32 protein-coding genes and 1 pseudogene are annotated in these 26,552 nt (G+C 63.3%); 28 read left to right on the forward strand and 5 right to left on the reverse strand.

Going from position 1 to position 26,552, the window contains the following annotated elements; all coding sequences use genetic code 11:
• Positions 1-12 precede the first annotated feature (12 nt).
• The 3 genes from coaD to FB598_RS07750 all read left to right on the forward strand — a co-directional run bounded on the left by coaD (position 13) and on the right by FB598_RS07750 (position 2,072).
• Entirely contained in the window at positions 13-501 is a 489-nt protein-coding gene (coaD, locus tag FB598_RS07740) for a pantetheine-phosphate adenylyltransferase (RefSeq protein ID WP_079218081.1), read from the forward strand.
• A gap of 108 nt (positions 502-609) precedes the next feature.
• Entirely contained in the window at positions 610-870 is a 261-nt protein-coding gene (locus tag FB598_RS07745; RefSeq protein WP_050466691.1) for a YfhL family 4Fe-4S dicluster ferredoxin, read from the forward strand.
• Positions 871-1,181: 311 nt separating this feature from the next.
• Positions 1,182-2,072, forward strand: coding sequence for a DMT family transporter (locus FB598_RS07750; protein ID WP_141913722.1), 891 nt, complete (start codon positions 1,182-1,184; stop codon positions 2,070-2,072).
• On the opposite strand, the gene FB598_RS07755 is transcribed toward FB598_RS07750, so the two are convergent.
• The 3 genes from FB598_RS07755 to ychF all read right to left on the reverse strand — a co-directional run bounded on the left by FB598_RS07755 (position 2,073) and on the right by ychF (position 5,504).
• Positions 2,073-3,194, reverse strand: coding sequence for a sensor domain-containing diguanylate cyclase (locus FB598_RS07755; RefSeq protein ID WP_141913721.1), 1,122 nt, complete (start codon positions 3,192-3,194; stop codon positions 2,073-2,075).
• A gap of 227 nt (positions 3,195-3,421) precedes the next feature.
• A complete protein-coding gene (locus FB598_RS07760) occupies positions 3,422-4,330 on the reverse strand; it encodes an SAM-dependent methyltransferase (RefSeq protein WP_141913720.1) in 909 nt (302 codons plus the stop codon).
• Positions 4,331-4,412: 82 nt separating this feature from the next.
• A complete protein-coding gene (gene ychF / locus FB598_RS07765; protein ID WP_141913719.1) occupies positions 4,413-5,504 on the reverse strand; it encodes a redox-regulated ATPase YchF in 1,092 nt (363 codons plus the stop codon).
• A 382-nt stretch (positions 5,505-5,886) separates the two neighbouring features.
• On the opposite strand from ychF, the gene FB598_RS07770 reads away from it, so the two are divergent.
• The 24 genes and pseudogenes from FB598_RS07770 to tatC all read left to right on the forward strand — a co-directional run bounded on the left by FB598_RS07770 (position 5,887) and on the right by tatC (position 23,657).
• On the forward strand, positions 5,887-6,690 hold the full coding sequence (locus FB598_RS07770) for an ABC transporter ATP-binding protein (RefSeq protein WP_183405706.1): 804 nt from the start codon (positions 5,887-5,889) through the stop codon (positions 6,688-6,690).
• Positions 6,687-7,466 (forward strand): lipid asymmetry maintenance ABC transporter permease subunit MlaE, encoded by a 780-nt coding sequence (gene mlaE, locus FB598_RS07775; RefSeq protein ID WP_141913718.1) that lies wholly within the window; start codon positions 6,687-6,689, stop codon positions 7,464-7,466. Before FB598_RS07770 ends, mlaE begins: the two co-directional genes overlap by 4 nt.
• 23 nt (positions 7,467-7,489) lie before the next feature.
• On the forward strand, positions 7,490-7,966 hold the full coding sequence (gene mlaD, locus FB598_RS07780) for an outer membrane lipid asymmetry maintenance protein MlaD (RefSeq protein ID WP_141913717.1): 477 nt from the start codon (positions 7,490-7,492) through the stop codon (positions 7,964-7,966).
• Entirely contained in the window at positions 7,963-8,676 is a 714-nt protein-coding gene (locus FB598_RS07785; protein WP_141913716.1) for a VacJ family lipoprotein, read from the forward strand. Before mlaD ends, FB598_RS07785 begins: the two co-directional genes overlap by 4 nt.
• A gap of 201 nt (positions 8,677-8,877) precedes the next feature.
• The gene (locus FB598_RS07790) at positions 8,878-9,510 is read left to right on the forward strand and encodes a phospholipid-binding protein MlaC (protein WP_141913715.1); all 633 of its coding nucleotides are present in this window, start codon (positions 8,878-8,880) and stop codon (positions 9,508-9,510) included.
• Positions 9,511-9,547: 37 nt separating this feature from the next.
• Positions 9,548-9,847 (forward strand): lipid asymmetry maintenance protein MlaB, encoded by a 300-nt coding sequence (locus FB598_RS07795; RefSeq protein WP_141913714.1) that lies wholly within the window; start codon positions 9,548-9,550, stop codon positions 9,845-9,847.
• A gap of 318 nt (positions 9,848-10,165) precedes the next feature.
• Entirely contained in the window at positions 10,166-11,077 is a 912-nt protein-coding gene (locus tag FB598_RS07800) for an ABC transporter ATP-binding protein (RefSeq protein WP_141914200.1), read from the forward strand.
• Positions 11,074-11,838: an ABC transporter permease gene (locus FB598_RS07805; protein WP_141913713.1), complete on the forward strand. Its 765-nt coding sequence runs from the start codon at positions 11,074-11,076 to the stop codon at positions 11,836-11,838. The genes FB598_RS07800 and FB598_RS07805 overlap by 4 nt, the downstream gene beginning before the upstream one ends.
• Before the next feature lie 39 nt (positions 11,839-11,877).
• A complete protein-coding gene (locus FB598_RS07810) occupies positions 11,878-12,114 on the forward strand; it encodes a BolA family protein (RefSeq protein WP_141913712.1) in 237 nt (78 codons plus the stop codon).
• Positions 12,115-12,123: 9 nt separating this feature from the next.
• On the forward strand, positions 12,124-13,374 hold the full coding sequence (murA, locus tag FB598_RS07815; RefSeq protein ID WP_141913711.1) for a UDP-N-acetylglucosamine 1-carboxyvinyltransferase: 1,251 nt from the start codon (positions 12,124-12,126) through the stop codon (positions 13,372-13,374).
• Positions 13,375-13,399: 25 nt separating this feature from the next.
• Positions 13,400-14,050: an ATP phosphoribosyltransferase gene (hisG, locus tag FB598_RS07820; RefSeq protein ID WP_141913710.1), complete on the forward strand. Its 651-nt coding sequence runs from the start codon at positions 13,400-13,402 to the stop codon at positions 14,048-14,050.
• 47 nt (positions 14,051-14,097) lie between these two features.
• Positions 14,098-15,411, forward strand: a complete 1,314-nt coding sequence (hisD, locus tag FB598_RS07825; RefSeq protein WP_141913709.1) for a histidinol dehydrogenase — start codon at positions 14,098-14,100, stop codon at positions 15,409-15,411.
• Between the two features lie 4 nt (positions 15,412-15,415).
• Positions 15,416-16,231, forward strand: a complete 816-nt coding sequence (locus FB598_RS07830; protein WP_141913708.1) for a site-specific DNA-methyltransferase — start codon at positions 15,416-15,418, stop codon at positions 16,229-16,231.
• The gene (gene hisC, locus FB598_RS07835; RefSeq protein ID WP_141913707.1) at positions 16,212-17,324 is read left to right on the forward strand and encodes a histidinol-phosphate transaminase; all 1,113 of its coding nucleotides are present in this window, start codon (positions 16,212-16,214) and stop codon (positions 17,322-17,324) included. The genes FB598_RS07830 and hisC overlap by 20 nt, the downstream gene beginning before the upstream one ends.
• Before the next feature lie 72 nt (positions 17,325-17,396).
• A complete protein-coding gene (gene hisB, locus FB598_RS07840) occupies positions 17,397-17,993 on the forward strand; it encodes an imidazoleglycerol-phosphate dehydratase HisB (protein WP_050466674.1) in 597 nt (198 codons plus the stop codon).
• A 39-nt stretch (positions 17,994-18,032) separates the two neighbouring features.
• Positions 18,033-18,671 (forward strand): imidazole glycerol phosphate synthase subunit HisH, encoded by a 639-nt coding sequence (hisH, locus tag FB598_RS07845; RefSeq protein ID WP_141913706.1) that lies wholly within the window; start codon positions 18,033-18,035, stop codon positions 18,669-18,671.
• A gap of 84 nt (positions 18,672-18,755) precedes the next feature.
• Positions 18,756-19,553, forward strand: a complete 798-nt coding sequence (hisA, locus tag FB598_RS07850) for a 1-(5-phosphoribosyl)-5-[(5-phosphoribosylamino)methylideneamino]imidazole-4-carboxamide isomerase (RefSeq protein WP_141913705.1) — start codon at positions 18,756-18,758, stop codon at positions 19,551-19,553.
• Positions 19,554-19,578: 25 nt separating this feature from the next.
• The gene (gene hisF / locus FB598_RS07855) at positions 19,579-20,343 is read left to right on the forward strand and encodes an imidazole glycerol phosphate synthase subunit HisF (protein WP_141913704.1); all 765 of its coding nucleotides are present in this window, start codon (positions 19,579-19,581) and stop codon (positions 20,341-20,343) included.
• Positions 20,340-20,723: pseudogene (hisI, locus tag FB598_RS07860) on the forward strand (phosphoribosyl-AMP cyclohydrolase); the annotation flags it as partial. The gene hisF and the pseudogene hisI, both read left to right, overlap by 4 nt.
• A gap of 119 nt (positions 20,724-20,842) precedes the next feature.
• A complete protein-coding gene (locus tag FB598_RS07865) occupies positions 20,843-21,181 on the forward strand; it encodes a phosphoribosyl-ATP diphosphatase (protein WP_141913702.1) in 339 nt (112 codons plus the stop codon).
• 33 nt (positions 21,182-21,214) lie between these two features.
• Complete coding sequence (locus FB598_RS07870) at positions 21,215-21,595, forward strand: histidine triad nucleotide-binding protein (RefSeq protein WP_141913701.1); 381 nt, start codon at positions 21,215-21,217, stop codon at positions 21,593-21,595.
• 80 nt (positions 21,596-21,675) lie between these two features.
• Complete coding sequence (gene tatA, locus FB598_RS07875; protein WP_141913700.1) at positions 21,676-21,882, forward strand: Sec-independent protein translocase subunit TatA; 207 nt, start codon at positions 21,676-21,678, stop codon at positions 21,880-21,882.
• A gap of 182 nt (positions 21,883-22,064) precedes the next feature.
• Positions 22,065-22,589, forward strand: a complete 525-nt coding sequence (gene tatB, locus FB598_RS07880) for a Sec-independent protein translocase protein TatB (protein WP_141913699.1) — start codon at positions 22,065-22,067, stop codon at positions 22,587-22,589.
• A 288-nt stretch (positions 22,590-22,877) separates the two neighbouring features.
• On the forward strand, positions 22,878-23,657 hold the full coding sequence (tatC, locus tag FB598_RS07885) for a twin-arginine translocase subunit TatC (RefSeq protein WP_141913698.1): 780 nt from the start codon (positions 22,878-22,880) through the stop codon (positions 23,655-23,657).
• Positions 23,658-23,739: 82 nt separating this feature from the next.
• On the opposite strand, the gene FB598_RS07890 is transcribed toward tatC, so the two are convergent.
• Positions 23,740-24,429, reverse strand: coding sequence for a DUF2461 domain-containing protein (locus tag FB598_RS07890; protein ID WP_141913697.1), 690 nt, complete (start codon positions 24,427-24,429; stop codon positions 23,740-23,742).
• An 85-nt stretch (positions 24,430-24,514) separates the two neighbouring features.
• Positions 24,515-25,693: a Do family serine endopeptidase gene (locus FB598_RS07895; protein WP_141913696.1), complete on the reverse strand. Its 1,179-nt coding sequence runs from the start codon at positions 25,691-25,693 to the stop codon at positions 24,515-24,517.
• A gap of 23 nt (positions 25,694-25,716) precedes the next feature.
• On the opposite strand from FB598_RS07895, the gene FB598_RS07900 reads away from it, so the two are divergent.
• On the forward strand, positions 25,717-26,481 hold the full coding sequence (locus tag FB598_RS07900; protein WP_141913695.1) for a Nif3-like dinuclear metal center hexameric protein: 765 nt from the start codon (positions 25,717-25,719) through the stop codon (positions 26,479-26,481).
• The last annotated feature ends 71 nt before the right edge of the window (positions 26,482-26,552 follow it).

The raw sequence follows: 26,552 nt of genomic DNA on the forward strand, positions 1-26,552 counted from the left end.
TGAGGAGACACCATGGTCACTGCAGTATATCCAGGGACATTCGATCCGTTGACGCGCGGCCATGAGGACCTGGTTCGTCGCGCTTCCGGATTGTTTGACAAATTGGTGGTCGGGGTAGCGGACAGCAAAAACAAGAAGCCGTTTTTTTCGCTTGAAGAGCGTTTGTCGATTGCCAATGAAGTGCTGGGACATTATCCGAATGTCCAGGTGGAAAGTTTTTCCGGATTGTTGAAGGACTTCGTGCGCCAGAACAATGCGCGTGTGATCGTGCGCGGCCTGCGCGCGGTGTCCGACTTCGAATACGAATTCCAGATGGCGGGCATGAACCGCTATTTGCTGCCGGACGTCGAAACCCTGTTTCTGACGCCGTCGGATCAATACCAGTTCATCTCCGGCACCATCGTGCGCGAGATCGCGCAGTTGGGCGGCGATGTATCCAAGTTCGTGTTTCCTTCGGTCGAAAAGTGGCTGAAGGCCAAGATAGCGAAGCAAAACGGCTGAGGCCGGTGCGCTCGTCAACGGCAGGCGGGGTAGGGAAATGAAGGTTCGAGCAGGAAAATTCGCAGACGGCAAGGCGCGGCGCGGGAACGGCGGCGCAAAGGAGCAGCCATGGCGCTGATGATTACCGACGACTGCATCAATTGCGATGTCTGCGAACCCGAGTGCCCGAACGAAGCGATCTACATGGGGCCACAGATCTATGAGATCAATCCGGACAAATGCACCGAGTGCGTCGGCCATTTCGATGAGCCGCAATGCCAGCAGGTCTGCCCGGTCGCTTGCATCCCCTTCAATCCCGCATGGCGCGAAAGCCGCGAACAGCTGATGGACAAGTACGAACGCCTGCAGGCTGGAGCCAAGCAAGGCTGATCCCGGGAGTTTCCATCCTGGCGTTGCGATAAAAACCGGCATTGCCGTCATGCCGTTCAGTTAAGCGCTGAACGGCATTTTTGTTTGTACAGTCCAGACTCCGTTCGCCCTGAGTAGCTGCGCAGCAGCGTATCGAAGGGCAGGCAAGAGCGCTAACCGGTGACACGCTGGCTTCGGTACGACCCTGGCGGGCCTACTCAGCCCGAACGGCGTCTGTGATGAGTGTTTCAGAATGAGCCTTAACTGAACGGCATGACGGGATTACCGGCTTTTATCTTTTGCCCGGGCCCAAGCAAAGACAAGACACGCGCATGCAACACATTCCCAAGCCTGCCATTGCGGCATTGCTGTTGAACACCACGATCTGGGGCCTGTCCTGGACTGGCATGCGCGCCCTGGAAGGCATGGGCTTGCATCCGCTGTGGGCTACTGCGGCGATCTTCGTGGGTTGCACTGCCATGCTGCTGGCGATCAAGCGCCGCGATATCGGGCAACTGCGCCGGCATCCCGAACTGCTCGGCGTGGCCTTGGCCACCGGGCTGACCAATACCGCCTTCAACGTCGCCATCGCCTATGGCGACGTGGTGCGCGTGATCCTGCTGTTTTACCTGATGCCGATCTGGACCGTGGTGCTGGCGCGCGTGGTGCTGCGCGAAGCCATTACCGCGCGTTCGCTGGGGCGTGTGGCGCTGGGGCTGGCGGGGGCGGTGATCGTGCTCTACCAGCCGCGCCTGGGTTTGCCGCTGCCGCGCAGCTTGCCTGATTGGCTGGCGCTGCTGGGCGGCATGTGCTTCGCCGTCAACAATGTGCTGCTGCGCCGCTTGCACGGCGTGTCGGACGGCGCCCGCGCCATTTCCATGCTGAGCGGCGGAGCGCTCCTGGCTTGCCTGCTGGGCGTGGTGCTGGCGCTCTCGGGATCGATTGCCTGGCCAAGCGCGACGCCGGGGGCGGCGTGGCCGCTGGTGGGGATGTGGTCGGTGCTGTTCCTGATCTCCAACCTGTGCCTGCAATATGGTGTGGCGCGCTTGCCGGCCAACATCACGGCGGTGGTCATGCTGGCGGAGATCCTGGTGGCAAGCCTGTCGGCGTGGTTGCTGGGCGCCGCCGAGCTGCGGCCCCAGGATGTGGTCGGCGGCGTGTTCATCATCGCCGCCCCGTGGATCATCCGCGACCGGCGCGCGGTCGCGCCTTCGGTCGCCTGATCAGGCCAGCGGCGCCAGCACCACGCGATCGCGGCCGCTTTCCTTGGCCTGATAGAGCGCCTGGTCGGCAGCCTTGAGCATGGCCTGCTTGACTTCCTCGGCCGGGCGGCTGCGGTCCGGCGGCACCAATGAGGCTGCGCCGATGGAGGCGGTGATCTTGAGCGGATCGCGCGAGCCCTCGATCATGATGCCGCGGTTGCCGATGCCGGCGCGGATGCGCTCGGCGATGCGCGCTGCATCTTCGCGCGTGGCATGCGTGAGCAGCACGACAAACTCCTCGCCGCCGAAACGGCCCAGCGCGTCCGACAGGCGCAGTTCCTTCTTGATCCGCGCCGCCACTTCGCGCAGCACATCGTCGCCGCTCTGGTGGCCGAACTGGTCGTTGACGCGCTTGAAATGGTCGATGTCGATGAACAGGCAGGACAACGCCGAACGTTCGCGCTGGCCGCGCGCGACTTCCTCATGCATGCGCTGCTCGATATAGCGGCGGTTGTTGACCCCGGTGAGCGGATCGGTGAGGCCGATATGCTTCAGGCGCTCGTTGTTGATCACGTTTTCCAGGCAGATTGCGGCCACCGTCGCCAGGCGCTGGATGAAGTCGGTGGCCAGCTTGCGCGTGAAGCGCTCCCGATAGGCGCTGCCCAGCGCCAGGTAGCCCAGCAGGCGATGCTGGCGTACCAGCGGCAGCACCGCCACGCTGACCGGCTGGTAGTTGGGAAACAGCGGGCCGTGCAGCGCCGGCAGGTATTCGCCCAGGCGCGGTTTCTCGGCCGACGGGCGGTGCCCGTCTTCATCGGGGAAGTCGATGGGCCGTTTCAGGAACAGCAGGTTGGGAAATTCGTTCAGGCCGATCTGCAAATCGCGCAGGATGCGCTGGATCGCATAGTCGTCGTCGATCAGGGACAGCGTCACGGTTTCCAGGTTGAACACGCCGGGCATGGTCTTCAGCATGGCCTCGATCAGTTCGCGGAATTCGCTGGCGCCGATGAGCTTCAGGTCGAAAGCCTGGTGGCGTTCGATGATGGACTGGTTGATGTGCGCCTGCTGCAGCAGATCCTGCAGTTCGGCCCGCAGCTGCCGGTTGTCGGCGATGAGCGTTTCCGTGTCGACAGCGGATGTCATGTGCATTTTCCGGCGTTGGGCCGGCCCTCGTTGCGCAAACCGGTTTCCCGGTATCCCCTTGCTTTCCCGCCGGCGCTTGTGGCCTCCGGCAGCGTCATGCTGGCTGCTGCTATATCGGCAGCTTCAGCCCCGCGCTGAAGTCCTGCTGTGAAACCCTGTGGCTAGAAACGCCGCTATTTCATTCCAGTGCAAGAAATGTTCCTGCCGCCCTTCTTGGCGTTCGTGTTTCAAGCGACCTGCGGCGCGAAGAAACGCTCTCCCATCTCTTCCAGCCCCAGCGTGCGCAGCACTTCCTGCAGCCGCTCGGCCGGACGGCGGCGCGGCAGGTCGCGGTATTGCGCGATGATCAGTTCGTTTTTCATCGAATGCTCCCAGCCCACCAGCTCGGTCACGCTGACCTTGTAGCCGTGCGCTTCCAGTTGCAGGCAGCGCAGCACATTGGTGACCTGGCTGCCGAATTCGCGCGTGTGCAGCGGGTGGCGCCAGATCTCGGTGAGCGAATTGGCCAGCGACTTGCCCTTGTGACGGTTCAGCACCGAGGCCACCTCGGCCTGGCAGCACGGCACCAGCACGATGAAACGGGCCTGCTTCTTCAGCGCGAAATGAATGGCGTCGTCGGTGGCGGTGTCGCAGGCATGCAGCGCGGTGACCACGTCGATCTGCTGCGGCAATCGGTCCGACACGATGGAGTCGGCCACCGACAGGTTGACGAAGGACATCCCGCCAAAGCCCAGGCGCGCGGCCAGTTGTTCGGATTTCTTCACCAGTTCTTCGCGGGTTTCGATGCCGTAGATGCGCGGCGCGCCCGGCAATGCCTTGAAGAACAGGTCGTACAGGATGAACCCCAGGTAAGACTTGCCGGCGCCGTGGTCGACCAGCGTCACGTCCGGATGGTCCTGCAATACCTCGGCCAGCAGCGGTTCGATGAACTGGTAAAGGTGGTAGACCTGCTTGAGCTTGCGGCGGCTGTCTTGATTGAGCTTGCCGTCGCGCGTGAGGATGTGCAGTTCCTTGAGCAGTTCTATCGACTGGCCGGGGCGGATCTCATTGGCCAGGGGCGCAGCGTCGGCCGCTTGCGTCGGGCGCTTGGCGCGGCTGTTGCCGCTGCCCGGTGACGGGATGGCTTGCTTGCTCATGGTGCCGCTATAAAGGTTGATGCCGGCAGGGTACCTGCCGGCGATGACTGCAATAAGACAAAGTCCGACTGTGGCGTCGGGATCAGACGTTGAACAGGAAGTTCATCACATCGCCATCCTTGACGATGTATTCCTTGCCTTCGGCGCGCATCTTGCCGGCTTCCTTGGCGCCTGCTTCGCCCTTGAAGGCGATGAAGTCTTCGTAGGCGATGGTCTGGGCGCGGATGAAGCCGCGTTCGAAGTCGGTGTGGATCACGCCGGCGGCCTGCGGGCCGGTGGCGCCGACCGGCACCGTCCAGGCGCGCACTTCCTTGACGCCCGCAGTGAAGTAGGTCTGCAGGCCCAGCAGCTTGAAGGCGGCGCGGATCAGGCGATCCAGGCCCGGTTCCTGCATGCCCATGTCGGCCAGGAAGTCGGTCTTGTCGGCGTCGTCCAGGTCGGCGATCTCGGCTTCGATGGCGGCGCAGATGGCCACGATGGGGGCGCTCTGTTCCTTGGCGTAGGCGGTCAGCTGGTCCAGCAGCGGGTTATTGGTGAAGCCCGAGTCGGAAACGTTGGCCACGTACATGGCCGGCTTGGCGGTGATCAGGCACAGCGGCTTGATCAGCAGCATTTCTTCCGCATCCAGGCCCAGCGCGCGCACCGGCTTGGCTTCGTCCAGCGCCGGCATGATGCGTTCCAGCAGGGCCACCAGCTTGGCGGCGTCTTTGTCGCCGGAGCGGGCCTTCTTCTGCTCGCGGTGGATGGCCTTCTCGACGGTGCCCATGTCGGCCAGCGCCAGTTCGGTCTGGATCACGGCGATGTCGTCGAGCGGGCTGACGCGGCCGGCCACGTGGATCACGTTCGGGTCTTCGAAGCAGCGCACCACGTTGACGATGGCGTCGGTTTCGCGGATGTGCGACAGGAACTGGTTGCCCAGGCCTTCACCCTTGGAGGCGCCCGCCACCAGGCCGGCGATGTCGACGAATTCGACCACGGCCGGCAGGATGCGCTCGGGCTTGACGATCTCGGCCAGCGCCTGCAGGCGCGGATCGGGGACTTCCACCACGCCCACGTTCGGCTCGATGGTGCAGAACGGATAGTTCTCGGCGGCGATGCCGGCCTTGGTCAGGGCGTTGAAGAGGGTGGATTTTCCGACGTTGGGCAGGCCCACGATGCCGCATTTGAGGCTCATGACAAATTCTTCCGAAAGCAAAACCGCCATTGTATCAAGCCGGGCGGGGTTGCCCTAGGGCGGGCATGCGCAGCCGGGCACGAAATGGCATGCCTGCGGGGCGTTGAAACGGTACGTATCGACAGGCATGCTCAAGAAGTAGGCAAATGTTGCATATGAACCACGTTCTAATGAATTTGTTGGCTCGGCAGGGTTTTAATGACTGATATGTCATTAAGGAGGGCTGTAGCTAACAACTGGCAACTGACATGAAAATATATTGAAATTGTTAAGATCATGCTTTTTCGTTGCATGCCATTTACACGCTGTATTGCCGTCTTAAAAGCGATTTGTAAATTTTGCTCTACAATGTCGGTTTTCCAAAGAAATCAAAGAAACCGCTTTGCCAAATATCGTAGAAATCCGCGATCTGCATTTCCGTTATGGCGACCGCCCCATCCTGACCGGGTTGCGCATGGATTTCCCACGCGGCAAGGTCGTGGCGGTAATGGGCGGTTCCGGTTCGGGAAAAACCACCATCCTGCGCCTGATCGGCGGCCAGCTGCAGCCGCAGCAGGGCTCGCTGACGGTGGACGGGGAGAACGTCCCCGGGCTCGATACGCAGCAGCTTTATCTGCTGCGCCGCAAGATGGGCATGCTGTTCCAGAATGGCGCCTTGTTTACCGACATGACGGTATTCGACAACGTGGCCTTTCCGCTGCGCGAGCACACCGACCTGGGCGAGGAACTGATCCGCGACCTAGTGCTGATGAAGCTCAACGCGGTCGGCCTGCGCAACGCCGCAGCCCTGAAGCCGGCCGAGATTTCCGGCGGCATGGCGCGCCGCGTGGCGCTGGCGCGCACGATCGCGCTCGATCCGCTGCTGATCATGTATGACGAGCCTTTCGCCGGCCTCGATCCGATTTCCATGGGCGTGACCGCCAACCTGATCCGCCGTCTGAACGACGCGCTGGGCTCGACCTCGATCCTGGTGTCGCACGATGTCAACGAGTCCTTCGGCATCGCCGACTATGTGTATTTCCTGTCGCAGGGGCAGATCGTGGCGCAGGGCACGCCGGCCGAGATGCGCACCTCGACCGATCCCTACGTGAAGCAGTTCGTGCATGCCGAGGCGGACGGTCCAGTGCCGTTCCACTATCCGGGCAAGTCGCTGGCCGACGACCTGGGACTGGGAGGCCGCCCATGATCGTCAATTTGCTGGCCAGCCTGGGCCGCAGTATCCGCGAATTCATCGTCGGCACCGGTTTTGCCGCGCGCATGTTCTTCAATATGCTGGGAGCGTCGCTGGGCCTGTTGCGCCGTCCGCGCCTGATTACCGACCAGATCCACTTCATCGGCAACTATTCGCTGGTGATCATCGCGGTATCCGGCCTGTTCGTCGGTTTCGTGCTGGGGTTGCAAGGCTATTACACGCTCAATAAATATGGCTCCGAGCAGGCGCTGGGCCTGCTGGTGGCGCTGTCGCTGACGCGCGAACTGGGCCCGGTGGTGACTGCGCTGCTGTTCGCCGGGCGCGCCGGCACCTCGCTGACCGCCGAGATCGGCCTGATGAAGGCCGGCGAGCAGTTGTCGGCGATGGAGATGATGGCGGTCAATCCGCTGCAGCGCGTGGTGGCCCCGCGTTTCTGGGCCGGCGTGATCGCCATGCCGGTGCTGGCGGCGATCTTCAGCGCGGTAGGCATCATCGGCGGCTATGTGGTCGGGGTGTTGCTCATCGGCGTCGACGAGGGCGCCTTCTGGTCGCAGATGCAGGGCGGCGTGGATGTGTGGAACGACATCGCCAACGGCGTGCTGAAAAGCATCGTGTTCGGTATCGCGGTAACCTTCGTGGCGCTGTTCCAGGGCTATGAAGCGCAGCCGACGCCGGAAGGCGTGGCGCGCGCCACCACCCGCACCGTGGTGATCGCTTCGCTGATGGTGCTGGGCCTGGACTTCCTCCTGACCGCGCTGATGTTCAGCTGACAGAATCAATAAAAGGTATGACTATGCAACGTAAATCACTGGACGCCTGGGTTGGAATCTTCGTGCTGCTGGGCGTGGCCGCACTGGTGTTCCTGGCGCTCAAGGCCGGCAACATGAGCGCGATGTCGTTCGGCCAGAAAACCTACACCGTCAAGGCCAATTTCGATAACATCGGCGGATTGAAGTCGCGCGCCGCGGTCAAGAGCGCGGGGGTGGTGGTGGGGCGGGTCGATTCGATCCGCTTCGATGACCAGACCTTCCGCGCCATCGTCACCCTCAACATGGATGACGGCTACAAGTTTCCCAAGGACAGTTCCGCCAAGATCCTGACCTCGGGCCTGCTGGGCGAGCAATACATCGGCATCGAGCCGGGCGGCGATACTGCCAACCTGGCGTCGGGCGATACGATAAAAATGACACAGTCTGCGATTGTTCTGGAGAACCTGATCGGTCAGTTCCTCTACAGCAAGGCGGCAGAGGGAAAGGATGATTCGAAATGACTTACGCAGCACGCATCGGCGCATTTGTCCTGGCAGGCGCGGCCCTGACCGGTTGCGCCACCAGCAACAACCCCAGCGATCCGCTGGAGGGTTTCAACCGCGCCATGTTCAGCTTTAACGACACCGTCGACAAGGTGGCGCTCAAGCCTGCCGCGCAGGCCTATGATGCGGTGGTGCCGGACCCGGTGCAGACCGGCGTGGGCAACTTCTTTGGCAACATCGGCGACCTGTGGTCGTCGATCAACCAACTGCTGCAGGGCCGCATCGAGCAGGGCGTGTCGACCTTCATGCGGGTGGCCATCAACACCACCTTCGGCCTGGGCGGCGTGCTGGACGTGGCGACCGAAGCCCGCCTGCCGCGCGAAAAATCCGACTTCGGCCAGACCCTGGGCAAGTGGGGTGTAGGCTCCGGGCCGTATGTGGTGCTGCCGTTCTTCGGCCCGTCCACCATCCGCGATACCGCCGGCCTGCCGGTCGACCTGTATGGCGACCTGTGGACCTACAAGCGTCCGGTACGCTGGCGTAACGTCGGCAGCGTGATCCGCGTGGTGGATCGTCGCGCCGAGCTGCTGGATGCCTCGACCCTGCTGGAAGATGCCGCGCTGGACAAGTACGACTTTGTGCGCGACACCTACCTGCAGCGCCGCCAGTCGCAGATCGACGGCGGCAATGCCGGCGCCGAGCAGAAGGAAGAGGCGATCAAGCCTTGATGGCGCGGCCGTCGGCGGCCGGCCTCTTGAAATCGCGGTAAATCGCACAAACTGTAAGATCCGTCGCCGTCTGTGACGGCGCGGGAACCCGATGGGGGGCGCGGTCTCGAAAGAAGGCCGGCAGTCGTCGGGCGTTTCGCCGGCTCGCCGACTTTCAGCGGCATGCGGATTGGCCGCTCCTATTCGAATGGACAAAGACTTATGAAGATGCTCACCAAATTTATTGCCATCGCCGTTTCCGCACTGGCCTTTTCCGGAGCGGCTTCCGCCCAGGAGGCGCCGGACGCGCTGGTCAAGCGCATCAGCTCGGAAGTGCTGGATACCGCCAAGAACGACAAGGACATCCAGTCGGGCAACAACAACCGCATCATGCAGCTGGTCGAGCAGAAGATCCTGCCTTATGTCGACTTCGAGCGCATGACCCAACTGGCGGCCGGCCGTTTCTGGCGCCAGGCTACCCCGGAGCAGCAAAAGCAACTGATCACCGAATTCCGCAGCTTGCTGGTCTATACCTATTCCGGCGCGCTGTCGCAGGTGCGCGACCAGAAGATCGAATTCAAGCCGTTGCGCGCGGCGCCGACCGACACTGAAGTGGAAGTGAATTCGCAAGTGATCTCGGCACGCGGCGGCGAGCCGATCCAGCTGAGCTATCGCCTGGAAAAGAAGGCCGACGGCTGGAAGCTGTATGACGTCAACGTGCTGGGCGCCTGGCTGGTGGAAGCCTACAAGGGCACCTTCGCCAATGAAATCAACAAGGGCGGCATCGACGGCCTGATCAAGGCGCTGTCGGACAAGAACAAGCAACTGGCGGCGCGCTCGGCCGGCAAGAAGTAAGTTCAAGGCCCGATCCTACCGTTTCAGAAAGACCATCATGTTCAAGCCCGGCGCTTCGCTGACTGTCAACAATGCACGCTCCGTCCTGGGCGAAGGGCTGTCGGCCATCGCCGCCGGCCAGGCCAGCATCGATGTCAGCGCAGTGACGGAGGTCGATTCGTCGGCGGTGGCCACGCTCCTGGCCTGGCGCCGGGCGGCGCAGGCCCGCGGCGCGGCGCTTGAGTTCGGCGAGCTGCCGGCCAACCTGAAAAGCCTGGCCGACCTCTATGGCGTTTCCCCGCTGCTGCACGGCAATGGCTCGGCGGCGCCCACTTCCGCCACCGACCGACATCACTGACGGCCGTCGCCGCCGTCATGGCGGCATTTCCGGGACAGCCTTCGCGTCTGCGGCAGTCCGGCCCGGAAAATCGAATTCCCCTATAATCTCCTGTTTTACCGCCAGTTCATGGCGCTGGTTCTGTGCCACTTCGGCGTGCCTTGCATGGCCCCATGGCGCAGCGGCGCGGCGATCCATCCAATGACATCACAAGGCATCCGCAGGGACGCGACGGCCGCCACGGCGGCCGCGCCAGGATGCCAGGGCGAGGCCGGCAGGGCGAATTCCTGCCACCTTATTCTTTCTTGCAAGTAACGAATGAAACGGGCTATCGGCAATATGGCCGCTTTGCAAATCAATGACATCAAGAAACGCTACCAGTCGCTGCAAGCGCTGGGCGGCGTTTCGCTGGCGATCGAAGAAGGCGAATTCTTCGGTTTGCTCGGCCCCAACGGCGCCGGCAAGACCACGCTGATCTCCATCATCGCCGGCCTGAACCGGGCCGATTCCGGCAACGTCGCCATCCACGGCCACGATGTGGTCGCCGACTATCGCGCCGCGCGCATGAAGCTGGGCGTGGTGCCGCAGGAGCTGGTGTTCGATCCCTTCTTCACCGTGCGCGAAACCTTGCGCATGCAGTCCGGCTATTTCGGCCTGAAGAACAACGACAAGTGGATCGACGAGGTCATGGAAAACCTCGACCTCACCAACAAGGCCGACACCAACATGCGCGCCCTCTCGGGCGGCATGAAGCGGCGCGTGCTGGTGGCGCAGGCGCTGGTGCACAAACCGCCGGTGATCGTGCTGGACGAGCCGACCGCCGGGGTGGACGTGGAGCTGCGCCAGACGCTGTGGAAGTTCATCGGTCGCCTGAACCGCGAGGGCCACACCATCGTGCTGACCACCCACTACCTGGAAGAGGCGCAGGCGCTGTGCAACCGCATCGCCATGCTCAAGTTCGGCCGCGTGGTGGCGCTGGACTCCACCGAAGGCCTGATCAGGCGCATTTCCGGTTCGCAACTGGCGCTGCGCTTGAAGAACGGTACCCTGCCGGACGCGCTCAAGGCGCTGGTGACGCATCCCGAAGAGCTGTTGTCGGGCAATAAATACACGCTGCGCGTGAACGACTACCGGGAAGTCGAGCCGATCCTGGCCGCGCTGCGTGCCGCGGGCGCCGAGATCGACGACATGCAATTGCAGCAAGCCGACCTGGAAGACGTGTTCATCCAGATCATGGGAGATGAAAAATGACCGGCTTCCAGACCCTGTTCTACAAGGAAATCCTGCGTTTCTGGAAGGTGGCGACGCAGACCGTGACCGCGCCCATCATGACCGCGCTGCTGTACCTGCTGATCTTCGGCCACGTGCTGCAAGACCACGTGCAGGTCTATCCCGGCGTGCAGTACACCGGTTTCCTGGTGCCCGGCCTGGTGATGATGAGCGTGCTGCAGAACGCCTTCGCCAACAGCTCGTCCTCGCTGATCCAGTCCAAGATCACCGGCAACCTGGTGTTCGTGCTGTTGACGCCGCTGTCGCACTGGGAACTGTTCGGCGGCTATGTGCTGGCGGCGGTGGTGCGCGGCCTGGTCGTCGGCGCCGGCGTGTTCGTCGTCACCGCCTGGTTCGGTCACCTGGATTTCGTGGCGCCGCTGTGGATTCTGGCGTTCGCCCTGCTGGGCGCGGCGATCCTGGGCACGATGGGCCTGGTGGCCGGCATCTGGGCCGAGAAGTTCGACCAGCTGGCGGCGTTCCAGAATTTCCTTATCGTGCCGCTGACCTTCCTGGCCGGCGTGTTCTATTCGATACACTCGCTGCCGCCGTTCTGGCAGGCGGTGTCGCATTTCAACCCGTTTTTTTATATGATCGATGGCTTTCGCTACGGCTTCTTCGGCCAGTCCGACATCAATCCCATGACCAGCCTTGGCATCGTGACCGTGTTCTTCGTGGCGCTGGCCACGCTGGCGGTGCGCCTGCTCAAGAGCGGTTACAAGCTGCGCGCCGGTTCGCACTGAAGCGCCGGCCCCTTATCGAACCCAGTGAAGAGCCGAACCATGCTACCCACACCCGAACTCGTCAAAAGCTATATCGTCGCCGGCCTTGAGTGCCGGCATATCGAAGTCGAAGGCGACGGCCAGCATTTCAATGCCGTCATCGTTTCCGACGCCTTCGCCGGCAAGCGCCTGATCCAGCGCCACCAGCTGGTCTACGCCGCGCTGGGCGACCGCATGCGCGAAGAGATCCACGCGCTGTCGATGAAGACCCTCACTCCCGAAGAATTCCAGAAATAAGGCAAGAACATGGACAAGCTCGTAATCCGCGGCGGCAAGCGCCTCTCCGGCGAAGTCACCATCTCCGGCGCCAAGAACGCGGCGCTGCCCATCCTGTGCGCCGGTTTGCTGACGGCCGACGACCTGCGCCTGAAGAACATCCCGCACCTGCAGGACGTGCTCACCATCACCAAGCTGATGAAGCAGATGGGCCTGCGCGTGCAGGAAAACGGCGACGAGACCGTGCTCAACGGCAACGACATCACCAAGCTGGAAGCGCCGTATGAACTGGTCAAGACCATGCGCGCCAGCATCCTGGTGCTGGGTCCGCTCTTGGCGCGCTTCGGCGAAGCCAAGGTGTCGCTGCCGGGCGGTTGCGCCATCGGCTCGCGTCCGGTGGACCAGCACATCAAGGGCTTGCAAGCCATGGGCGCCGAGATCCACATCGACGCCGGCTACATCTATGCCAAGGCCAAGCGCCTCAAGGGCGCGCGCATCGTCACCGACATGATCACCGTCACCGGCACCGAGAACCTGCTGATGGCCGCGGTGCTGGCCGAGGGCGAGACCGTGCTGGAAAACGCCGCGCGCGAACCGGAGGTGGGCGACCTGGCCAACCTGCTGGTGAAGATGGGCGCCAAGATCGAAGGCATTGGCAGCGACCGCCTGGTGATCCAGGGCGTGGACAAGCTGCACGGCGCCGCCCATGAAGTGATTGCCGACCGCATCGAGACCGGCACTTTCCTGTGCGCCGTGGCCGCCGCCGGCGGCGACGTCACGCTGCGCCGCACCCGTTCCGGCCTGCTCGACGCGGCGCTGGACAAGCTGCGCGAAGCGGGCGCCATCCTCACCTCGGGCGAGGACTGGATCCGTATCCAGATGGCCGCGCGTCCCAAGGCAGTGAGCTTTCGCACCACCGAATACCCCGGTTTCCCGACCGACATGCAGGCGCAGTTCATGGCGCTCAACTGCATCGCCGACGGCACCAGCCACGTCACCGAAACCATCTTCGAAAACCGCTTCATGCATGTGCAGGAGCTCAATCGCCTGGGCGCGGCCATCGACATCGAAGGCAACACTTCCATCGTCAGGGGCGTGGACAAATTCATCGGCGCGCCGGTGATGGCGACCGACCTGCGCGCTTCCGCCTCGCTGGTGATTGCCGGCCTGGCCGCGCAAGGCGAGACCGTGGTCGAGCGCATCTACCACCTCGACCGCGGCTACGACCGCATGGAAGCCAAGCTGTCGGCCATCGGCGCCGACATCGAGCGCATCAAGTAACGGCACCGGATCCGAAGCAGACAATATGACCCAACAACTGACGCTGGCGCTGTCCAAGGGCCGCATTTTCGAAGAAACCCTGCCGCTGCTGAAAGCCGCCGGCATCACCGTGGCCGAAGACCCGGAATCGTCGCGCAAGCTGATCCTGCCGACCAACGCCCCCGACGTGCGCGTGATCATCGTGCGCGCCTCCGACGTGCCGACCTACGTGCAATACGGTGCGGCCGACTTCGGCGTGGCCGGCAAGGACGTGCTGCTGGAGCATGGCGGCGAAGGCCTGTACCAGCCGATCGACCTCAACATCGCCAAGTGCCGCCTGTCGGTGGCGGTGCAGGAAGGCTTCGACTACGCCAACGCGGTGCGCCAGGGCGCGCGCCTGCGGGTGGTGACCAAATACGTCAAGACCGCGCGCGAGCACTTCGCCGCCAAGGGCGTGCACGTCGACCTGATCAAGCTGTACGGCTCGATGGAGCTGGGCCCGCTGGTGGGCCTGTCGGACGCCATCGTCGACCTGGTCAGCACCGGCGGCACGCTGCGCGCCAACAAGCTGGTGGAAGTCGAGCACATCATCGACATATCTTCGCGCCTGGTGGTCAACCAGGCTGCGCTGAAGTTGAAGCGCGAACGCCTGCAGCCCATCCTCGACGCTTTCGAGAAGGCGTCCAAAGGCAAGTAAGACCGTAACGAAACCAAGCCGAACCCAGCCGTATTGCAGGTGACCCCATGAGCATTGCCATCCGAAAACTCGATTCCGCCGACGCCGGCTTCCGCGACAAGCTGTCGGCCGTGCTGGCCTTCGAAGCCGGCGAAGACGAAGCCATCGACCGCGCCGCCGCCGGCATCCTGGCCGACGTCAAGGCGCGCGGCGACGCCGCCGTGCTGGAATACACGCAGCGTTTCGACCGCGTGCAGGCAGCCTCGCTGGCCGCGCTGGAAATCGGCAAGGAAGCTTTGCAGGCGGCATTGGCCGGCCTGTCCGAGACGCGCCGTGCGGCGCTGCAAGCCGCCGCCGACCGCGTGCGCGCCTATCACGAGCGCCAGAAGAAGGAGTGCGGCTCCGACGGTTTCCTGTACCGCGAGGCTGACGGCACCGAGCTGGGCCAGAAGGTCACGCCGCTGGACCGCGTCGGCATCTACGTGCCGGGCGGCAAGGCGGCCTATCCCTCGTCGGTGCTGATGAACGCGATCCCGGCCAAGGTGGCCGGCGTGCAGGAAGTCATCATGGTGGTGCCCACGCCGGACGGCGTGAAGAACGAACTGGTGCTGGCCGCCGCCGCGATCGCTGGCGTGGACCGCGTGTTCACCATCGGCGGCGCGCAGGCGGTCGGCGCGCTGGCCTATGGCACGGCGACCATCCCGCAGGTGGACAAGATCGTCGGCCCCGGCAACGCCTACGTGGCCGCTGCCAAGCGCCGCGTGTTCGGCGTGGTCGGCATCGACATGATTGCCGGGCCTTCCGAGATCCTGGTGGTGTGCGACGGCAGCACCGACCCGGACTGGATCGCCATGGACCTGTTCTCGCAGGCCGAGCACGACGAGCTGGCGCAATCCATCCTGCTGTGCCCGGACGCCGATTACATCGCCAAGGTCGAAGTCTCGATCAACAAGTTGCTCGACGCCATGCCGCGCAAGGATGTAATCCGCACTTCGCTGACCGACCGCGGCGCGTTGGTGAAAGTGCGCGACATGGAAGAGGCCTGCGAGATCGCCAACATGATCGCCGCCGAGCACCTGGAAATCTCCACCGAAGATCCGCAACGCTGGGCCGACCGGATCCGCCACGCCGGCGCCATGTTCCTCGGCCGTTTTTCGTCCGAAGCGCTGGGCGACTACTGCGCCGGCCCCAACCACGTGCTGCCGACTTCGCGCACTGCGCGCTTTTCGTCGCCGCTGGGCGTGTACGACTTCCAGAAGCGCTCAAGCCTGATCCGGGTGTCTGAAGCCGGCGCCCAGACGCTGGGCAAGATCGCCGCGGAACTGGCCTATGGCGAGGGCTTGCAGGCGCACGCCCGTTCCGCCGAACTGCGCCTGAAGTGATGCGATGACGGCTGCCTCCGACCCGTTTGCAGGCGAAGGCTGGCTGGATCGCGTGCATTGCGAGGATGCGCTGCAGGGGTTGCAGCGTATTCCGGACGGCAGCATCGACCTCCTGATCGCCGACCCGCCGTACGGGCTGGGCAAGGACTACGGCAACGATTCCGACAAGCTCGACACCGCCGCATACCTGGCCTGGACCGAGCAATGGATCGATGCCGCGCTGCCCAAGCTCAAGGCCAACGGCAGTCTCTACATCTTTTTGACCTGGCGCTATTCGCCGGAGATCTTCGTCATGTTGAAGCAGCGCATGACCATGATCAACGAGATCGTCTGGGATCGCCGCGTGCCCTCCATGGGCGGCAGCACCCGGCGTTACTCCTCGGTGCACGACACCATCGGTTTCTTTGCGCGCGCGAAGGATTATTTCTTCGACCTCGACGCCATCCGCATCCCTTACGACGAGCAGACCAAGAAGGCGCGTTCGCGCGCCATCTTCGTCGGCGCCAAGTGGCTGGAGATGGGCTACAACCCCAAGGATGTCTGGAGCGTGTCGCGCCTGCACCGCGAACACAAGGAGCGCGCCGATCATCCCACTCAAAAGCCGCTGGAGATCGTCGAGCGCATGATCAAGGCGTCCTGTCCGCCGGACGGCGTGGTGCTCGACCCGTTCATGGGCAGCGGCACCACGGCGGTGGCGGCGCGCCGCTGCGGCCGGCGTTTCGCCGGCTTCGAACTCAATCCCGATTACTGCGAACTGATCCGCCAGCGCCTTGAGGCGCTGGAACCTGCGAGCCAACAAGATGAACAAGTCACCGGCTGACCCAAGCCCCTGCGGCCCCTTGATTGCCAGCGTGATCCGTCCGCTGGTGCGCGGCTGGCAGGCGTATCACGTGCCTGACGCCGAGGGCATGCTCAAGCTGGATGCGATGGAGAATCCCTACCTCCTGCCGCCCGAGCTGCGCCAGGCCCTGGCGCAGCGGCTGGCGCAGGCGGAACTGAACCGTTACCCGGTGCCGGGGTATGTGCGCTTGAAAGAGGCGATCCGCAGCAAGCTGGGTGTGCCGGACGGCTATGACGTGCTGCTGGGCAACGGTTCGGATGAGCTGATTTCCATCCTGTCGATGGCCTGCGCCGTGCCCGGCCGCAAGGTGCTGGCGCCGGAACCCAGCTTCGTGATGTATCAGGTGTCGGCGCTGGCCGCCGGGCTGGACTATGTCGGCGTGCCGCTGCGCGCCGACTTCACGCTGGATCTGCCGGCGATGCTGGCGGCGATGGAGTTGCATCGCCCGGCGCTCACCTATCTTTCCTATCCCAACAACCCGACCGGTACGCTGTTCGACGCGGGCGACATCCTGCGCATCGTGCAAGCCGCCGCGCCGTATGGCCTGGTGGTGGTGGACGAGGCTTACCAGCCGTTCGCCCAGGCCAGCCTGATGCAGGCGTTGCCGCAGTTCAATAATCTGGTGGTGATGCGCACGGTGTCCAAGCTGGGGCTGGCCGGCATTCGCTTGGGCTATATGTCGGCCGCGCCGGCGCTGTTGCGCGAATTCGACAAGGTGCGCCCACCGTATAACATCAATGTATTGACCGAGACGGCCGCGCTGTTCATGCTGGAGCATCTCGACGTGCTGGAAGCGCAGGCTGCGGCGCTGCGTAGCGGCCGCGCGGACCTGATGGCGCAACTGGCGGCGCTGGACGGGGTGGAGGTATTCCCGTCGGCCGCCAACTTCGTGCTGATCCGGGTCCCGGATGCCGAGAAAGTTTTCGGCGCTTTGCTCGCCGGTAAGGTGCTGGTCAAAAATGCCGGTAAAATGCATGCATTGCTGCACAACTGTTTGCGTATTACCGTTAGCACACAAGAAGAAAATACCGCTTTCCTGACGGCGCTGAAACTGGCGCTGCAAGCGCAATGAGGCACTTGCGGCCGGCGCATCCGGAACCATCTTTGCAGAACCCTTTCGTTTGAATCCCGCTTTACCCTGACCATGTCTACACCCAGAACCGCGGAAGTCGTCCGCAACACCAACGAGACGCAGATCCGCGTCGCGATCAACCTGGACGGAACCGGCAAGCAAAAGCTCGATACCGGCGTGCCCTTCCTTGACCACATGCTGGACCAGATCGCGCGCCACGGCCTGATCGACCTTGATATCGAAGCCAAGGGCGATCTGCATATCGACGCGCACCACACGGTGGAAGACGTGGGCATCACCCTGGGCCAGGCCTTCGCCAAGGCCATCGGCGACAAGAAGGGCATCCGCCGCTACGGCCATGCCTACGTGCCGCTGGACGAAGCGCTGTCGCGCGTGGTGATCGACTTCTCCGGCCGTCCCGGCCTGGAATACCACATCCCGTTCACCCGTTCGATGATCGGCGCGTTCGATGTCGACCTGACCAGCGAGTTCTTCCACGGTTTCGTCAATCATGCGCAGGTGACCCTGCACATCGACAACCTGCGCGGCATCAATGCGCACCACCAGTGCGAGACCGTGTTCAAGGCATTCGGCCGCGCGCTGCGCATGGCCATCGAGCTCGACGAACGCGCCGCCGGCACGATTCCATCCACCAAGGGCAGCTTGTAATCACCAGTATCCGGCGCGCTGTGCGCCGGACTTTCCGATATGAACAAAATTGTTGTAGTGGATTACGGCATGGGCAACCTGCGCTCGGTAGCGCAAGCCCTGCGCCATGTCGCGCCGGAAGCCGACGTGCGCATTTCCGGCGAAGTCGCCGACATCCGCAATGCCGACCGCGTGGTGCTGCCCGGCCAGGGCGCCATGCCCGACTGCATGCGCTGCCTGCGCGAGTCCGGCCTGCAGGAAGCGGTGGTCGAGGCCTCGCGCAGCAAACCGCTGTTCGGCGTGTGCGTGGGCGAGCAGATGCTGTTCGACTGGAGCGAAGAAGGCGATACTCCCGGCCTGGGGCTGTTGCCGGGCAAGGTGGTGCGTTTTGAGCTGGACGGCCTGCTGCAGGACGACGGTTCGCGCTACAAGGTGCCGCAGATGGGCTGGAACCATGTGCGCCAGACGGCGCCGCATCCGTTGTGGGAAGGAATTGCGGACCATGCCTTCTTCTATTTCGTGCACAGTTTCTATGCCGTCCCCGCGGACCAGGCGCAGGTGGTCGGCCAGACTCCTTACGGCCGCGACTTCGCTTGCGCGGTGGCCCGCGATAATATCTTTGCAACCCAGTTCCACCCGGAAAAAAGTGCCGCCGCGGGTTTGCAGCTGTATCGGAATTTCGTACACTGGAAGCCCTGATTTTTGTATTTAAGGCAAGTCCGGCAAATCCTGCCGGGCCTGCCTTGCCCACAAACTCCTTTTACAGATAGTCATACCGTAGCCATGCTGCTGATACCCGCCATCGACCTGAAAGACGGTCATTGCGTCCGCCTGAAACAAGGCGATATGGAACAAGCCACCGTTTTCTCCGAAGACCCGGCGGAAATGGCCCTGCACTGGCTCAAGCAAGGCGCCCGCCGCCTGCACCTGGTCGACCTGAACGGCGCGTTCGCGGGCAAGCCCAAGAACGAGGCGGCGGTCAAGTCGATCCTCAAGGTCGTTGCCGCCTACGCCGAGGAAAACGGCGTCGAAGAGATTCCCGTGCAACTGGGCGGCGGCATCCGCGATCTCGATACCATCGAGCGCTACCTGGATGACGGCCTGTCCTACATCATCATCGGCACCGCGGCGGTGAAGAACCCCGGTTTCCTGCATGACGCCTGCAGCGCCTTTCCCGGCCAGATCATCGTCGGCCTCGACGCCAAGGACGGCAAGGTCGCCACCGACGGCTGGAGCAAGCTGTCGGGCCACGAGGTGATCGACCTGGCCAAGAAGTTCGAGGGCTATGGCTGCGAAGCCATCGTCTATACCGACATCGGCCGCGACGGCATGATGGGCGGCGTCAACATCGAAGCCACCGTGCGCCTGGCGCAGGCGGTGTCGATCCCCATCATCGCCTCGGGCGGCGTGCACAACATCAAGGATGTGGAAGCGCTGTGCGACGTGGAGGATGAGGGCATCGAGGCGGTCATCTGCGGCCGCTCGATCTATGAAGGCACGCTGGACCTGCGCAGCGCGCAGGATCGCGCCGACGAACTGACGCAAGCCGAAGGCGCGGATACCGAAGCCGGCGGCGACTGATGCAGCACATAAGGTAGCAAACAAGATGGCCCTCGCAAAACGCATCATCCCCTGTCTCGACGTGACCGCCGGCCGCGTCGTGAAGGGGGTCAATTTTCTCGAATTGCGCGATGCCGGCGACCCGGTGGAGATCGCGCGGCGTTATGACGAGCAGGGCGCCGACGAGCTGACCTTCCTCGACATCACCGCTTCCTCCGATGGCCGCGACCTGATCCTCGACATCATCGAAGCGGTCGCCTCGCAGGTCTTCATCCCGCTGACGGTGGGCGGCGGCGTGCGCGCGGTCGACGATGTGCGCCGCCTGCTCAACGCCGGCGCCGACAAGGTCGGCATCAACACTTCCGCCGTCACCAACCCGCAACTGGTGGCCGATGCCGCCAGCAAGTACGGTTCGCAATGCATCGTGGTGGCGATCGACGCCAAGCGCGCCGGCGACGGCAAGTGGGAGGTCTACACCCACGGCGGCCGCAAGGCCACCGGCCTGGATGCGGTCGAATGGGCGCGCAACATGGCGCGCCTGGGCGCCGGCGAGATTCTCTTGACCAGCATGGACCGCGACGGCACCAGGAGCGGTTTCGACCTCGATCTCACGCGCGCGGTATCGGAAGCGGTGAGCATTCCGGTGATCGCCTCGGGCGGCGTCGGCGGCCTGCAGGACCTGGCCGACGGCATTACCCGCGGCCGTGCCGATGCGGTGCTGGCCGCCAGCATCTTCCACTATGGCCAGCACACCGTGCAGGAAGCCAAGCGCTTCATGGCCGACCAGAACATTCCAATGAGGCTGGCATGAGCATCAGCGCCAAGTGGCTGAACAAGGTCAAATGGGATGAGGTCGGCCTGGTGCCGGTGATCACCCAGGAAGTCGGCAGCAACGACGTGCTGATGTTCGCCTGGATGAACCGCGAGGCGCTGGCCAGGACGGTTGAGATCGGCCAGGCCGTCTACTGGAGCCGCTCGCGCAAGAAGCTGTGGCACAAGGGCGAGGAGTCCGGCCACTTCCAGAAGGTGCACGAGATCCGCCTCGACTGCGACGAAGACGTGGTGCTGCTCAAGGTCGAGCAGGTGGCCGGCATCGCCTGCCACACCGGCCGCCATTCCTGTTTCTTCCAGAAGTTCGACGGCAGCGCCGACAATGGCGAATGGCTGACCGTCGAGCCGGTATTGAAGGATTTGCCGCCGGGCGCCGGCGGCGCGCCTGTGGCCAAGGCCGAGAAGGCCGCGGACAAGCCCAGGCGCACGCGCAAGACCGCTGACGCGGCCAAGGATACCGAACCGGGCAAGAGCGAATCATGAGCGAAACATTGAAGCGCCTGGCCGAAGTCATCGAGTCGCGCAAGCTGGCCAACGGCGGCAACCCTGAAAAATCGTATGTCGCCAAGCTGTTTGCCAAGGGCGACGACGCCATCCTCAAGAAGATCGGCGAGGAAGCCACCGAAACCGTGATGGCCGCCAAGGATGCCCGGATCTCGGGCGACAAGTCCAAGGTGCTCTACGAGTGCGCCGACCTCTGGTTCCATTCCATGGTGATGCTGGCCCAGTTCGACCTGAAGCCCCAGGACGTGCTCGACGAGCTGGCGCGCCGCGAAGGCCTTTCCGGCCTAGAAGAAAAAGCCGCGCGCAAGGATTGAGCGCCATCCCCCCTATCTACGCAGGAGAACGGTTTGGACAATTGCATTTTCTGTAAGATCGCCGCCGGTGAAATCCCGTCGAAGAAGCTGTACGAAGATGAGGATCTGATTGCCTTCCATGACATCAACCCGGCCGCGCCGGTGCATTTCCTGATCGTGCCGCGCCGGCATATCGCCACGCTGTCCGATTGCGGTCCCGGGGAGGCCGCCTTGTTGGGTAAAATGGCGCTGCTCGCGCCCAGGCTGGCGGCCGAGCAGGGCTGCGGCTTCCAGCTCGACGCCGACGGCAACCGCAGCGGCGGTTTCAAGACGCTGTTCAATACCGGACCGGATGGCGGGCAGGAGGTGTACCATCTGCATATGCACGTCATTGGCGGCCCGCACCCGTGGCGGGTACGCTTCGTGCAACAATAATGAGCCGGCGCGCATGCAGCGCCGGCAGAGACAAGGAACGTTTTGTAGACAGGGCAGGGATGTCCGCTTAGGAGAAGAGAATGGGTTCGTTCAGTATTTGGCATTGGCTGATTGTTCTGGTGATCGTCATGCTGGTTTTCGGCACCAAGAAGCTCAGCAACATGGGCTCCGACCTGGGCAAGGCCGTCAAGGGTTTCAAGGATGGCGTCAAGGGCGCTGAAGACGAGCCGGCCAAGGATCAGGCCATCGATGTCCAGGCCAAGGAAAAAGACAAGTCCGGCAGCTGATCAAGCGGCGCCTGTTGCGCCTCCGGTGCGTCGGCGCTATGCCGCATGCGCGAGGGACGCGTTGCAGGCCGCCTCCAGATTTCCGCGTTCGCCGCTGGTGCGGCGGGCGCGTCCACCGCGCCTCGTTGCGCCTAGCCTGTCGTACTTTGCCTGGCGTACTTTGTCATTAATGTCCAAGACCCATGATTGATATCGGCCTTTCCAAGCTGGCCCTGATCGGCGTGGTCGCGCTGGTCGTGATCGGCCCCGAGCGGCTGCCCAAGGTGGCGCGCATGGCCGGCACCCTGTTCGGCCGCGCGCAGCGCTACATCAACGACGTCAAGAGCGAGGTCAGCCGCGAGATCGAGCTGGACGAGCTGCGCAAGATGCAAAAGGATGTGGAGCAGGCCGCCAGCGACGTGTCGGGCAGCATCCACAAGAGCATGTCCGACACCGAAGCATCGCTCAACGACGCCTGGAACGGCAATGACGGCGCTGCGGCCGGCGACAGCGCCGCAGCGGACGCAAGCAGCTGGAGCCGCACGCCCAATGCCGACATGCTCTCGATCAAGGCCAAGGCATTCCGCCGCAAGAAACTGGCGCGCACCACCGCCGTCCCGGCATGGTACAAGCACCAGAGCGGGCGCAAGACGCGCGTCATCTCGGCCTCGGCGCGAGTGGCAAAATATCGTCCGATCGGCGCCGGCAAGTCGGCCGGTTTCTTTTAACCTAGATCCAGCAGTTGACCGCTTGCTATCTCCTTGGAAATCCGCATGAACACAAGCATTATCCGAATCAATACCGCTCTCCTTGTTGGTGAGAGCGCTATGCATTCGCCGGCACCGTGCTCACCGCGCCATGCGACGTTGCTCCTCCTTGCACACAGTAGTGCGCCGCGTCGTCGCGCCTTGCCTGGCACGCCGATCACGGCACCGGCGAACACATTCAACTGCCGGATCTAGGTTTAATCCCGACGGCACCCCGCTTCCTCACCTTACTTTTGCGCAGCAAACTCCATGGCTGAAGAAAACAATACGGCCGGCACCGAAGACAGCTTCATCTCGCACCTGATCGAACTGCGTAGCCGCGTCGTCAAGGCCGCGGCGGTGGTGCTGGTGGTCTTCCTGTGCATGATGCCTTTCGCGGCCCACATCTTCGACGTGCTGGCCGCGCCGATGATCCACGCGCTGCCGGTCGGCAGCAAGATGATCGCCACCGGCGTCATCACGCCCTTCCTGATCCCGATCAAGGTCACCATGCTGGTGGCGGTGCTGCTTTCGCTGCCCTGGGTGCTGTACCAGCTATGGGCCTTCGTCGCCCCGGGCCTGTATGCGCATGAAAAGAAACTGATCGCGCCGCTGGTGATTTCATCCTCGCTGCTGTTCGTCATCGGCGTGGCGTTCTGCTATTTCTTCGTGTTCGGCGTGGTGTTCCCGTTCATCAACAACTTCGCGCCCAAGTCGGTCTCGGTGGCGCCGGACATCGACAGCTACGTCGACTTCGTGCTGACCATGTTCGTCGCCTTCGGGGTCACTTTCGAAGTGCCGGTGATCGTGATCGTGCTGGTGCGCATGGGCCTGGTGCCGTTGCAGAAACTCAAGCAGATCCGTCCTTACGTGATCGTCGGCGCGTTTGTGGTCGCCGCCGTGGTGACGCCGCCCGACGTCATGAGCCAGCTGATGCTGGCCGTGCCCCTGGTGCTGCTGTACGAGATAGGCCTGATTGTGGCGCCCATCTTCGAACGCGCCACGCGCGCGCCGGATGGCGAAGAGGCCAAATCCTCCGCTGCCGAGTAGGCTCCCGCCAGAAGAAAAAAAGCCCGCCGCATTTGCATGCGCGGGCTTTTTTACATTCGGGCTTTCCCGGGCGTTTATGCGTTTATTCTTCCGCTATCGGCAGCGGAATATTGCGCAGCCAGTTCACCAGCGGATAGGCATCCTTGAAGCCGGCCAGCACATCCTTTTTCAGGTCGGTCGGCACTTTCTTCTTGATGCTGGTTTCGGTCCACACGATGAAGCTTTTCAGCTTCACGTATTCGATATTCGGGCTGTCCGGGTCGAAGCCCTTGGGCGGGCGCACCAGCTTGCCTTCGTCTTGCAGGTCGCCGTAGGTCTCCACCAGTTTCTTGTTCTTGCGCATCCTGTTGAAGCCCGATGCGTCGCTGATGACATGGTTGCGGATGGCGCGCAGGCGATCCGGTGGCGGCATGTATTCGCCGCCTGCGATGAGCAGCTTGCCGTCCGCGTCGATGTGGAAGTAATAGGCCGGGCCGCCGCCCTGGCTGGGTTTTTTCAGGCCGCTGGCGGTGATGGCCGCGGAGAAGTGGGTCTTGTACGGGCTCTTGTCGTGCGAAAAGCGCATGTCGCGGTTGATGCGAAACAATGCCTTCTTGGGATTGCAGCCGGCGATGGCGGGATCGAATTTGGCGATGTCGGCGATCAGCTGCGTGGTCAGCGCCAGGAACTCTTCGCGCAGGATGTCGTAGCGCGGCTTGTTCATCACAAACCAGGCGCGGTTGTTGTTCTCGGACAGTTCGGCCAGGAACTGGGTCAGGTCGCGCACGTGCATCTTGTTCGATCTCCTTGTGATGGCGATGGCCGCGCCCCGCTGTGGGGGCGCGTGGTATCGGGCATTCTAGCCCTTCCGGCTTTTCTTATTCTTCGTCGCTGTCTTCGCTTCTGGGCGGCGGCGGACGCTTGCCCACGGTGATGCTGAGCTTGGTTTCCTGGGCCCGGCGCAGCACCGTCATGGCAATGTTCTGGCCGGGCGTGAGCTGGGCGATCACGTTGAGCATCTCGGTGGTGTCGGAGACCGGTTTGCCTTCGATGCTGACCAGGATGTCGCCCGGCTTCATGCCGGCGCGGTCGGCCGGGCCGCCCTTGAGCACGCCGGCGATGATGGCGCCGGTCTTCTTGCCCAGGCCGAAGCTTTCGGCCAGTTCGGGCGTGATGTCTTGCGGTTCGACGCCGATCCAGCCGCGCACCACCTGGCCGTGGCTGATGATGGCTTCCATCACGGTCTTGGCGGTCGACATCGGGATGGCGAAGCCGATGCCCAGATTGCCGCCGGTGCGCGAATAGATCGCGGTGTTGACGCCGAGCAGGTTGCCGTTGGTGTCCACCAGCGCGCCGCCGGAGTTGCCAGGGTTGATGGCGGCGTCGGTCTGGATGAAGTTCTCGAAGGTGTTGATGCCGAGATGGTTGCGCCCCAGCGCCGAAATGATGCCCATGGTAACGGTCTGGCCCACGCCGAAGGGGTTGCCGATGGCCAGCACCACATCGCCCACCGAACTGTTCTCGGGATGGCCCAGCGTGATGGCCGGCAGGTTGGGCAGCTCGATCTTGATCACCGCCAGGTCGGTTTCAGGGTCGATGCCGACGACTTTGGCGGTCGCCTTGCGGCCATCGGCCAGCGCCACTTCGATCTGGTCGGCCGCTTCCACCACGTGGTTGTTGGTCAGGATGTAGCCTTGCGGGCTGACGATCACGCCCGAGCCCAGGCTCGACTGCTTGTCGTCCTGCTGCTCATCGAACTGGTCGCCGAAGAACTTGCGGAAGAAGGGATCGTTCTGGAACGGGCTTTTTTGCGGACGCGCTTCCATGGTGGTGAAGATGTTCACCACGGATGGCATGGCCTGCCGCGCGGCGTGCTGGTAGGAGCTGAGCGCGGGCGCGTCGGGGGCGGCTTCCTGCATTTGCACCGTGGACTGCGCCGGGCGTGCGCGGGAGCTGAAGGTGCCGGATATCCAGTCGGGCTTCAAGGTCGTTACAATGAACCACACTGCCAAACCGATTGTCACGGTTTGGGCAAACAACAACCATAAACGTCGCATATAGAAACCAGATGAGGATGAAAATGAGCCGGCAAGTTACCAGGGACGAGTTCGGGAAATATCTCGGCCAGACGCTCAATGCCGGGCAATACCGCGATTATTGCCCAAACGGCCTGCAGGTGGAAGGGCGGGCGGCGATTGCCCGGGTCGTCAGCGGCGTGACCGCGAGCCTGGCGCTGATCGAAGCCGCCCTCGATCTGAAGGCAGACGCCATCCTGGTACACCACGGTTATTTCTGGCGCGGCGAGGATATGCGGGTGATCGGCGCCAGGCAGCGCAGGCTGAAGCTGCTGCTTTCCAATGACGTCAACCTGTTCGCCTACCATCTCCCGCTGGATGCGCATCCGCAATTGGGCAACAACGCGCAGCTTGCGCGCCAGCTCGATCTGGCTGCCAGCGGCCGTTTCGGTGACGATGAGCTGGGTTGGCTCGGGCGCAGCAGTTCGCCTTCGGTGAAGACCGCCGCCGATCTTGCCGCGTTGATCGAAAAGCGCCTGGGACGCATGCCGCTGCTGATCGGCGATCCGCAACAGGCATTGGGTGACATTGCCTGGTGCACAGGCGCGGCGCAGGGCATGCTGGCCGATGCGATCGCGGCCGGCGCTTCGGCCTACATCAGCGGCGAGATTTCCGAGCCTACCGTGCATCTGGCGCGCGAGACCGGCACCATCTATATCGCGGCCGGCCATCACGCCACCGAGCGCTATGGCGTGCAGGCGCTGGGCGAGCATGCCGCGCAACATTTCGGTATCGAACACCGGTTTATCGACATCGATAATCCGGTTTGAGCGCGGTTTGTGCGCGGATTGACCGGGAGCGCGGCCCCTGCGCCGCGTATTGCCCCAGCAAGCCCGCCCGG

Source organism: Herbaspirillum sp. SJZ106 (genome assembly GCF_006715495.1).
In the GTDB taxonomy this organism is placed as follows: Bacteria; Pseudomonadota; Gammaproteobacteria; order Burkholderiales; family Burkholderiaceae_D; genus Herbaspirillum.